The sequence below is a fragment of the Bacteroides faecichinchillae JCM 17102 genome, from assembly GCF_000614145.1.
Classification (GTDB): domain Bacteria; phylum Bacteroidota; class Bacteroidia; order Bacteroidales; family Bacteroidaceae; genus Bacteroides; species Bacteroides faecichinchillae.
Map to the genome: position 1 here is coordinate 1 of NZ_BAKK01000075.1, position 10,729 is coordinate 10,729.

Consider the following 10,729-nt stretch of genomic DNA (forward strand, 5'->3'; position numbering starts at 1 on the left):
GGAGAAAAGAACTTTGAATTTAGGTGAGTATGCAGAAGAAGCTACTATAATTGTGGAAGAAACGGCAACGCCTAAAAGGGTAAATCATTTCATTGAGGCAAACACCCAAGAAACCACCTTACAACATTTGAAAAATGACTGCATTACTCCCGTTTTTGCAAAAGACAATGAGCTTACAGTAAACCATGCTGCATTTATTGAAACAGTTTGGGAAGCTGCAAACTCCTACTACAATGGTGAGACTATTGGAACGCCCGATATTCGTGTCTCTCATGTTATTAAGGGTCGCACGCCTGATGCAATCCATAAGCCAGCCAATCAGTTATTGGAATCTGACAAAACTATCTATTATGAAAGGGCAGCTTTCAGCATTGACATTCCAACTGTTTATGAAACGATTGAGGGTAACAAGCTGAATCTTTCGATAGTAGGAGTTAGAGCCTATAATCAAATGAACTTATACAGCAAGAAAGTTCCAGAGTTGTTTAGATTGGCTATTGGCTTCAAGAACCAAGTATGCTGCAATATGTGCATCTTTACAGATGGTTACAAGGATGATTTAAGAGTGAGCAATACAAGTGAACTTTATCGTTCTGCCTTGGAACTGTTCAACAACTACAATCCTGCCAAACATCTGCATTTGATGCAACAGTTGGGCAATACTTCAATGAGTGAACACCAATTTGCACAAATATTGGGTAAAATGAGACTTTATCAGTGTTTACCTAATGGCTACCAAAAGAGACTGCCAAGAATGTTATTAACTGACACACAAATAAACAGTGTTGCAAAAGCCTACATTAATGATGAGAACTTTGGCAGCTTTGGAAATGAATTGAATATGTGGAAGTTCTACAACCTATTAACGGGTGCAAATAAGAGTAGCTATATTGATTCATTCTTAGACCGCTCTTTAAATGCTACTGAAATGGCAGTTGGAATTAATGCAGCCTTGCATGGGGATGAGCATTACAAATGGTTTATTGACTAACTAATGAAAGGACATCTATTCATTTAGGTGTCCTCTCTTTTTTAATAACTTAAAAATACTACAGAATGAATGATAATGAAAAACTAGTACTATGGAGCATACTAGTAGTACTGTTACTAATAATAATTGGTATTATCAATCCTTTTTTGCTGATACTGATTTTATCCATCTTTATTTATATGCAATCTTAGTTACACTTTTCAATAGAAGTGAAAGTAATTTGAGAATCAAGCTATTACAAATTGATTCCCAAATTTACTTTCACTTTCATAGTTAAACCTACAAAATTGAAACAATATGAGTTTGAAGAACAGTTATACAACAAGTGACTGCCTACAGTGGGACAGTGCCACAAACTTGGTAAGAAAGTTATATAGGGATAAAAATTATAGAATAAGCCTGCTTATTGGGTGTGGCATATTTTTTGGTTTACGCATCTCTGACCTATTACAACTTACTTGGGCAATGCTTTTGAGTAATGATGCAAAGTTTACCATTACCGAAAAGAAAACAGGCAAACGTAGAGAAGTGAGAATTAATAAGGAGTTTCAGAAACATATCAAAGACTGTTATACAGCTTTGGATATTCAGAACTTGAATGAGTTCTGTTTTTTATCGGGAAAAGGTAAGAACAAAGTCTATTCTATCCAATGGATAAACATTGTACTTAAAGAGTTGAAAGTCAAGTATAATTTAAAGATAGACCATTTTTCCACTCATTCACTTAGAAAGACTTTTGGCAGGAAAGTGTTTGAATCCTCTGAAAATGCTGAATTGGCTTTAGTTAAACTGATGGAATTATTTAATCATTCCAGTGTAACCATAACTAAAAGATACTTGGGACTTAGACAAGAAGAACTGTTAAATACTTATGACTGTTTAAGTTTCTAATCAGTGGGACAAAGTTTGAAATTTCTGTTGTTATCATACCATTTTCAGAAATAAAGAACTTTGTCCCGTTCTCTAATATACAGTAACTTTCAAAAACTGCAATGTAAGAGAAACTGTAAATAATGGTTATATATAAATCTGATGGGACATGATTCCAAGCAAAACAGATTGCGATAACGTAGCTAATTCCGCACTGGCGCAAGCGTAAGAAAATTATCTTTTAAAAAAGGCATGATGCGGCTTGTAGCTATAGTATGTTGATTTTTCGGAATTATCTATAAGTTATGAACAGCCGTACTAATCTGCAATATCAGAAAAACAGCTATAATATTTATAACTGATAGTAGGTATGAGTTTTAAAAATTATCGTCTTATATACCCACTTCTAATTTTCATATCGCTATTGAGTTACACAGATTAGATATTGATTTTACTGATTACTTAGTTAGACTGTAAACCTATATACCTTGTATATAATAGAAGATATTCATTTTTCAATCCGTAAAATCTACGGGTACTTTTTTCGGGAAAAAATCTTCTTATAGTCTCCGTTCAAAAAAAGTACCTGCTTATGCAATTACAAAGAAAAGAAGTTGATACTATCTAATTACTTACTACAGATATGTTTTGAAACACTTAGAACTGCATTTATCAGCGTTTTATCTTTAGCTATTCAAAACCTTTCGCTAACTTTGCAGCAATTTCAGAGGTCTTAATGCGTTAAGACACTGAAAGGACATATTTAACGAAAGGTGTTATTGAAATTATCTTCTGTTTCTTAGATTCTCGCAAAATTTAAAAACGGTACGAAGATGATAGCAATAGCACCACACCATTTGATATATACCTACCTTATATGAACTTATAAGGCTTTTAGATATTGTCAAAACTGGTGTGGGTTGCTATTGTTTTATCCGTACCAAAGGCAATGCGAGAAGCCCAAGAAACAGGATAAAGCAAATATGTACCCACACCTTTTCTATTTAATATAACTGCTTTTTAAGGGTACTGAAAAGCACAAATAGAAAATAGAGATGAAAACGTTTAGATTAATTGGAATGGCTTTATTAGCCGTAGTAATGTGTGTGAATCTTGCTTCTTGCAGTGATGATGATGAAGAACCTACTAAAAATGATGATGGTGTGATTACCAATCAGAAACGACTGGTAGAATTTACAGAAACGGATGAGCATGATACATATACATGGTCTTTTTCATACGACAGCAAAGGTAGATTAATATCTATTGTTCAAAAGGATTATGATAGCAGTAGTTATATTACCAACATTACCTGGGGCGAAAATACTATTAGAGAAAGTGAAGATGACGAATCTATTACTTATTCTCTTACAGATGGTTTAGCAAGAACTGGCTCAGAAACAAATGGAACTAATTATTCGTTTGCATATAATTCATCCAAACAATTGACAGCTTACCAACGTAGTAGTAGCAGATACGATTATTCAGATACACGTACTCTGACTTGGGATAATGGTAAAGTTACAAAGATAACTGATGAGGATGGAATATCAGAGATTACCTATGGCAATCAAACTTGCAAAGGATATTTTCCTTTCATGGTTACAATGGTAGAAGATGATTTTAAAGTGATGTTAGCACATCCCGAATTAGTGGGTTTGCGTACTACTCAATTGCCTATACAAATCTACAATAAAGAAGATTATTATGAGACAACTTCAAAATTGACTTATAAATTAGATAAAGACGGATATTTAGAAAGCTGCACAGAAAATAGTACAGAAGAAGCTGTGTCAAATGGTACAACTTATACCTATACAACAACTTATACTTTCACATGGGAATAAATACATTAATTAGATTCATATTAAAAATAAAATAACAATGAAAACATTCAGATTAATTGGAATAGCTATTATGGCAATTCTTATCAGTGTAAATTTTGCTTCTTGCAGTAGTGATGATGATGAAGAAGAAATATCCGCTTCATTGGAAGGAACTTGGTATTATGACTATGGTGAAGGATGGGAATTGTACAACGGTAATAAAGAACCTTGGAGTACAGACCCAGACCCTTATAATCCCAATGACCGCGATGCAAGTACAAAAATGGAAATAAAGAAAATGGGAGAAAACCAATATTCTATTTCTACCTATTACTATGATAATGGTGCTTGGCAGTATAGCGAATCGGAAACAATCACACTAAATGGGAAGAGTTTTAAATATAATGGTGAAAACTGTACAATCCTAACTTTAACATCTAAAACTTTGATTTATGAAGTAGTAGAACCAAACGGAAAATATTACGATAAATATACTTATATTAAGATGTAACATTATCTATTCTGTTACAAGCAAAAAGCCAACCTACCCATTATAAACAAATGGATAAGTTGGCTTTTTCAGTTCTGAACAAATTATTAACGCTTTCTCCTTTTGAACTTCATGGATGGGGTAAGCCCATACGCACTTTCAGGAAAATATGTGCAGAGAAATTTATCACTTGCTAATCTATAAGTGGTAATAGTGTGCGTTTCCATATAATCGGGTATAAGGCATACCCTTGCATCTTTTCTTATCTAATTTTTCATAGCTATAAAATTTTAAGTTTCACATATACAACAGTATTCAGAATCATACAAAAGTCAAAATCGAAAGCAGACAAAAATAAAATAAGAACCTTAACCATGCAGAAATATTTTTTATGCCATATACTGAAATTTTATCCGTACATTCTATTTACATTATACAGAGTTGGTTACCTTTGCACCACGAAAGATTAAATCAATGGAACAATTACAAGTAATTCAAAGCAAGATATATGAAATCAGAGGTCAGAAAGTAATGCTTGACTTCGACCTTGCAGAAATGTACCAAGTAGAAACTCGTGTACTTAATCAAGCAGTCAAGCGTAACATAGAACGCTTTCCTAAAGACTTTATGTTTCAACTTACATTAGAGGAATGGGAATCTATCTCATCACAATTTGTGATGACATCACGAATGAAACGACCTAAGTCCGCTATGCCACTGGCTTTTACAGAGCATGGAGTTGTAATGCTTTCCAGTGTATTAAGAAGTGATATTGCCATTCAAACAAGTGTTTTGATTGTACGTGCTTTTGTTGCCATGAGACAACTGATTACAGCAGCCCCACAAATAGACAGAGTAGGACAATTAGAACAGCAAATGAAAGAGTTGAAAGGCTACATAGAAGAAGTATTCGCTGATTACAACGATATTAATGACGATACGCGAATGCAGTTGGAACTCATTAATCAGACATTGGCAGAACTGCAAGCCAAGAAGAAACTGGAAGAAAAACCACGCAGAAGAATCGGATTTATACAGCATGATGAATAATCTGATTCTGCCAAGCACGAGATTTTATAAAAACTATAATACTTCCACGTAAGTAAAAAAGTGATTGAAGCAACTCCAATTATAAGATATAATTATTGCATAACAGTACAACATTAGCTAACTTTGCAACAAGAACGGTTGTTTACCGCTGGTTTACCGATACGTTCTTAAGAGAGTTCATTAATAGGTTTACGAACGCTTAAAAGGTCTTGTAGCTCAGTTGGTTACACACGATAAATCCGCAGGATTTGTCGTGCTCGGCAACAGACTCATAATCTGGAGGTCCCTGGTTCAAGCCCAGGCTGGTCCACAAAACATAAAACAAAGGAAATCAAGCCGTTACAAGAAACCTTGTAGCGGCTTTTTTCTTGCACACTGAAACTCCTTGCACACAATTTGCACACAACCTTTGGAAAGTGGTGATAATCAATGATAAACGTGACACACCGGTAAATGATATTCTTTTTCTTTGGGTTTCTTCCTTTTGCATAGGTTATCCTTGGTTTCGGTATAGGATGAGGCTCTTTGCACACAAATTGCACACGTTTTGAGAAGAAAAAAGGGATAAGCTACACACCGGTAGTTATCCCTTTTCTTCGCAATAAAATCAAATAAGAAGTAATAGTGTAGATAATATACGACTATTCATTTCCAACAAAGTACAATCAAATATTATCAATGTCATTTGATTTTAGTTCCTTTTCACAAGAGCGTGGTGACTCTTTCAAATAAAGACGTGTTTCCTTGTTTGTACAACCATGTCGAACAAGACCAGGATACTGCCGTTCCAAACAACGCGCATACTCTCTTCTGCTTTTAGGACTCTTGTAAGAATTCCAACGCTTCAGATAATTTGAGTACAAATCACTGACTCTTACAAACTTTACTTCTGATGTGCAGTCACCCTCATCGTCTGAAGAGGGCTTAATATCCGTATCTACACAAGGGACTGTCATTAACTCATCACAATTCTTACTCTCAACAGATTTTTTTGAGTCGGCTCTGTTGTTACCAATTTCATTTTTTCCCATTATTTTAAAAATATAAAAGTTATTGAAGATAAAAGGGTATCTTCTTCCCATTATTTAAAATCCATATTTTGCAGCTATTTCAAATAAGCGGTCGGTGTTATAATTATGTTTCAACATCTCCGAATAGCCAGCATCTGCTTTATTATAACTGCAACGTAATCAATGTTTAGTAATTTCATGGAATAATTGCCGACCATCTTCTCCAAAGAAATTTCTGATAATACAACCAATAGTAAACCAATCATCATATCCCCCATCACCCCTTTTCTTCACGATAAAAGCAGGTGGGAAAATACGCCTCATGGTTTCTTCGTTTTCATAAGCTGCAATGTCTCGAAAGTATAGCTCATACCTGAACAATGGTTGCCAGTCAGTATAACACGAACATTTTTCGCAAAAAGTAATTTCTCATTCTGTAGAGTATGTGACTCCTTCTCTAATTTAAGTTTATCATTCATCATAATTAAATAATTGATAGTTAGAATAAAATTTATATCATACCGTATTCTTTACACCAATGATAGAATGTTCCTATCGTGTATTTATACTTGTAATAGTTCTTTAGGCATGAATCATACATGATGTCGGTTTCTTCACGAGTGTATTGATAACTTTCCGTTTTATAGAACCGGCTGACTGCATGGAAAATGTATCTGCCCTCTTCCCCATATTCTCCGGCCAAAGCACAACCAATAGAAAACCAACGTAAATGATTACCCGTTATATCCATTTGATTATCTCCTATCCGTTGTAGTATGGGTGTCATAATCATGGGAATATTCTGGGGCGTTTTTATTATAGGAATACCTTGCATATTCTCATCATTTGTATGTTGCTTAATTAGCCTAATAGGCTGTTCTATTCTATCTGTAAAAGTTGAGGCATTGGAATTCAATATAGGATTTGCATCATAAGAAGCCCCCCTTAACCTTGACACATTCTTACATGAAGTATCAATTACAATGCCTCTATCTCGAAAGAACTTTTCCAAAGCATAAAAATGCTCTTTATGATAGCGAGGATGTTCAATCGGTATCAGACAGAACACACCATTCCCACTAATTGACAAACCGCAATATGCAATACATTCAATACTTGACAAATCCTGTTTTAGCTTCTCAAAATCTGTAATTTCTGGATTATCCTTGCCACCGTCTATATCAATACAGATATAACCGCTATGCAAATCCAAGTACTTATCACTACAATAAGAAAATATGCCACTCGGAGTGATACAAGGCAATTCTGCCTTGTACTTCCGTTGTTCGCTTTTCTCTGAAAGAGAGCGAATGTATTTCGCCTCTTCTTTGTAACGTTCACTACATACCCAATCAAATAGCTTCACTTGCCCGATTGGAAGTTTCTGCTTGTAACTTTCAAACAAACTGACTGTTGAATTTTTCATTTTTCTTCATTTAAATTGTCTATAAATCTCTCCACATAGCTTTTTGGAGATTGCGTATCATCGGAAACTGGAATATCCTTCTCCTTAGGCTTATCACAAAACACCCATGTAGCATTATTGGTACTTCCCGTCTGGACATAAAATAGTTTTCTAATCCTCTCATTAAATGTAGCATTACTGGTTTCATGCATCCCTTTTTTCTTGCAAAAAGCAACATATTTTTCATAAAGGAAATCAAGTTCTACATGTGGAACCTTCGCACTTTTACGTTCTGTATTTTCAGGAGGAACAACGGCAAACCATCCCTCTTTTTTTACCCAGAACAAAACAGTATTTGAACGAATTTTATATTCTTCAAGTGTACGGTTTACCAATTCCGATTCCGTAAAGTCTTCCCTTTCCAATAACCGTTTGATACCGGATATTACACGATTAAAAATGCCGGAAAGTTCTTTTTTTAGTTTGTCCGGAAGTTTTTTGTCTCGCTTTTCCTTCGCGATTGTGACATCAAAAGGTAAAATAATCCATCTTCTAAAAAAAGCGACATTCGCTTCTGTTTCTTTAGGTAAAGAGTTAGTGTTGAACATGAACTTACATGTATAGTCTTGCATAGTCCAAACATCTTTGTAGAGTGTTTTTACCTCCACATCCTCACCGCTTATCAGCTTCTTAATCATATCAGGATTACATTTTCCACCTAATTCAGATGAATAGTTAAGAAGTTTCCCACTAAGCTGTGCCCTTGTATTCGCATCAAATGAAAGAGCAGCCATGGAGAATCCTGTCACATGTTCTTTACCAAGAATTTCTTTCACTAGTTCGTAAATTACTCCTTTGCCATTGGCTCCTTCGCCATACAGCATCATACTTCTTTCCAACTTCAATTTGCGGGTAGGAATAAAACAGTACCCTATCATTTCCATAAGAACATCTTGAGCTTGTTTTTCAGGTAATACATAATCAAGAAATTCATCAAATTGTGGACAAGTCGCATCAGGATCGTAATCAAAAGAAAGTTGGTATCTCAACATATCTTCTTTTTGAAAATCTCGAAGTGTAAACTCTCCATTATTATATTTCAGGGTTCCATTTCTTAGATTGACAGAGATGCTTAAATCATCATCTTTCGTTTGGATGGGAGGACACTTATAATCAGCAATAAATTGTCTCAATAGTTTCTTTTTATTGTTTTCCTGCTGAGCCTCAACAGGCAAAAATCCTGCTTTTTCTGCCGCCATAGAAATACAATCCGAAGCAACGGATTCATCAATTTTCTCCCAATAAGCACCATTGAAATAATGCAAAAAGCCATCCAATATCAGAAAATCAGAATTATGTTCCTCCGCAACTTTTTTCAAAACTTTAGATACATACACACACTTCTCTTCAATTGTTATTTTTGTATGCTTTGCTCCTGTTTTTTTATTCTCATACAATAAATCTTCCCGACCCTTACGTATACATTCCCCTATTTTTACTTTTTCAAAAGGGATTTCGGGTATTGCACTGATAATACGACCTAGTATTCTATTTTCTCTAATGAATTCTTGCATAGGAGTGTCTGATAGACAGATATTGATAATATTGAGATCCGTTTTCATTTTATTTCCTGTTTTTATATTGAGCCGTTTTTATAATAAATTGTTTTGATTGGTCTGAAAAGTTCTGGCTCGTTTCACTTTTCTTTTCAATCTGGCTAGACAGCCAACTATCCAACTCCTGTGGAAAGAAATAAATCCGGTTATCAGATTTATGACATGGGATATTATTTCCAGAGGTTAACTTATATAGTTTTGACCTGCTAATTAAAAATCCTAACTTTCCCAAATAGAGCAGTGCTTGGTTTATATCCAAATATTTCGGTATCTCTTCGGGGTTTCGAATCCTTTGCGTTAATAACTCTTTTATCCCTGCTATTTCCGAAATCAAATAATCTATTCGTTCCGGTAAGTTGTTATAATCCGTTTTCATATCTTATTCATTTAATTCTGATGCAAAAGTCCGAAAACAGAAAAATGCAGGTTAGTGGCAAACTCTTCTTTTCTTGATTTTTGATGTTTTTTTTGCTTGCTGATGTTTCTTTTATTGCATCCATTATTTCTTTGTTTAGAATTATGATGCAAAGGTCGGCATCTCGGCAGGAGCAGGTTAGTGGCAAACCAGAATAATTGGTATTTAAGTGATTTTTTCCTGGTTTCGATTGCTGCATTACATCATCCTTTAATTTGTCCATAGCTCATTAATTTTGAATTACGTTGCAAATTAACCGGGATTTCAAAAAGCAGGTTAGTGGCAAATTTGACGGGATGAAATTTTTATTGTACTTTTATGGAAATTTTAAATGACGAATTATGGGAGGTAACAGTTATAAATATGATAAAGAGCTATTTGAACTTTTGAAACAGGAGTATAAGGAGCGGTTAAAAATCCAATTAACTCTCGGAAGTTATGAGAAACTCCGCTCTTTTATCAACAAAGAGACATTAGATGAGGAGCTCAATAGGATTGACAATAAGAAAAAAGGGCATAAAAGTGAGGATAAGGTAAGCGAGGATTCAATAAAACGCCATTTCGGACTAATCAATAGCAAAACTAAACCTAGTCTATCCAGTTGTTCTTTATACGCCAGAAAACTAGGATATTTGAGTTGGGATGATTTCTGTGAGAAAGCAGAACAGAAGTATGACGTAACAAAAGGTTTCAGTACGATTGACTTCTATAAATTCAGCACTTTGAATGAAAGTGACGAAATAACCATTGGCTGGTATCCAAAAAAATATTGTAGATTGAAATTTTTAGGAGAGTATTCCTTTGAGGTCATTGAATCTTATGGTATGCACAGTAAAATTGGACGAAAATTTGAAACTGCCGGTTTTCGACTAACACCGATTTCCAATAAAGTAGAACTACCAGAAGTCATAATAGAGCCATTGTTTGATGACGATCCATTATGGACAATTATAGAAAACTTCGATACTGACTTCTGCTGTACAGACCTTTTATTATAAAAGTGAAGTAAATGAATGAAGTGAACAGCTTTTTTATACTCTTATATAAAAATCTTTA

12 protein-coding genes are annotated in these 10,729 nt (G+C 34.5%); 6 read left to right on the forward strand and 6 right to left on the reverse strand.

Annotated elements, in window-relative coordinates; all coding sequences use genetic code 11:
• The 5 genes from JCM17102_RS19985 to JCM17102_RS20005 form a co-directional block, all read left to right on the forward strand.
• The coding region (locus JCM17102_RS19985) for a DUF3871 family protein (protein ID WP_025076439.1) at positions 1–991 on the forward strand (991 nt) is incomplete at its 5' end.
• A gap of 297 nt (positions 992–1,288) precedes the next feature.
• Positions 1,289–1,882: a tyrosine-type recombinase/integrase gene (locus JCM17102_RS19990; protein WP_025076440.1), complete on the forward strand. Its 594-nt coding sequence runs from the start codon at positions 1,289–1,291 to the stop codon at positions 1,880–1,882.
• A 1,034-nt stretch (positions 1,883–2,916) separates the two neighbouring features.
• Positions 2,917–3,708, forward strand: a complete 792-nt coding sequence (locus JCM17102_RS19995) for a DUF4595 domain-containing protein (RefSeq protein ID WP_025076441.1) — start codon at positions 2,917–2,919, stop codon at positions 3,706–3,708.
• A gap of 37 nt (positions 3,709–3,745) precedes the next feature.
• Complete coding sequence (locus tag JCM17102_RS20000) at positions 3,746–4,198, forward strand: hypothetical protein (protein ID WP_025076442.1); 453 nt, start codon at positions 3,746–3,748, stop codon at positions 4,196–4,198.
• 453 nt (positions 4,199–4,651) lie between these two features.
• Entirely contained in the window at positions 4,652–5,227 is a 576-nt protein-coding gene (locus tag JCM17102_RS20005) for an ORF6N domain-containing protein (protein WP_025076443.1), read from the forward strand.
• 665 nt (positions 5,228–5,892) lie between these two features.
• Here JCM17102_RS20005 and JCM17102_RS20015 read toward each other — a convergent pair.
• The 6 genes from JCM17102_RS20015 to JCM17102_RS20045 form a co-directional block, all read right to left on the reverse strand.
• Positions 5,893–6,258 carry a hypothetical protein gene (locus tag JCM17102_RS20015; RefSeq protein ID WP_136498562.1) on the reverse strand — a complete coding sequence of 122 codons (366 nt, stop codon included), beginning with the start codon at positions 6,256–6,258 and terminating at the stop codon, positions 5,893–5,895.
• A gap of 159 nt (positions 6,259–6,417) precedes the next feature.
• Positions 6,418–6,561 (reverse strand): hypothetical protein, encoded by a 144-nt coding sequence (locus JCM17102_RS30780; protein ID WP_159106366.1) that lies wholly within the window; start codon positions 6,559–6,561, stop codon positions 6,418–6,420.
• 187 nt (positions 6,562–6,748) lie between these two features.
• Positions 6,749–7,663 (reverse strand): BT4734/BF3469 family protein, encoded by a 915-nt coding sequence (locus JCM17102_RS20030; protein WP_025076445.1) that lies wholly within the window; start codon positions 7,661–7,663, stop codon positions 6,749–6,751.
• The gene (locus JCM17102_RS25120) at positions 7,660–9,264 is read right to left on the reverse strand and encodes a DNA primase family protein (RefSeq protein WP_025076446.1); all 1,605 of its coding nucleotides are present in this window, start codon (positions 9,262–9,264) and stop codon (positions 7,660–7,662) included. Before JCM17102_RS25120 ends, JCM17102_RS20030 begins: the two co-directional genes overlap by 4 nt.
• A 1-nt stretch (position 9,265) precedes the next feature.
• On the reverse strand, positions 9,266–9,634 hold the full coding sequence (locus JCM17102_RS20040; protein ID WP_025076447.1) for a helix-turn-helix domain-containing protein: 369 nt from the start codon (positions 9,632–9,634) through the stop codon (positions 9,266–9,268).
• A 7-nt stretch (positions 9,635–9,641) separates the two neighbouring features.
• Positions 9,642–9,896, reverse strand: a complete 255-nt coding sequence (locus JCM17102_RS20045; RefSeq protein WP_025076448.1) for a hypothetical protein — start codon at positions 9,894–9,896, stop codon at positions 9,642–9,644.
• Positions 9,897–10,014: 118 nt separating this feature from the next.
• Between JCM17102_RS20045 and JCM17102_RS20050 the strand changes: the two genes are divergently transcribed.
• A complete protein-coding gene (locus JCM17102_RS20050) occupies positions 10,015–10,671 on the forward strand; it encodes a hypothetical protein (RefSeq protein ID WP_025076449.1) in 657 nt (218 codons plus the stop codon).
• Positions 10,672–10,729: the final 58 nt, after the last annotated feature.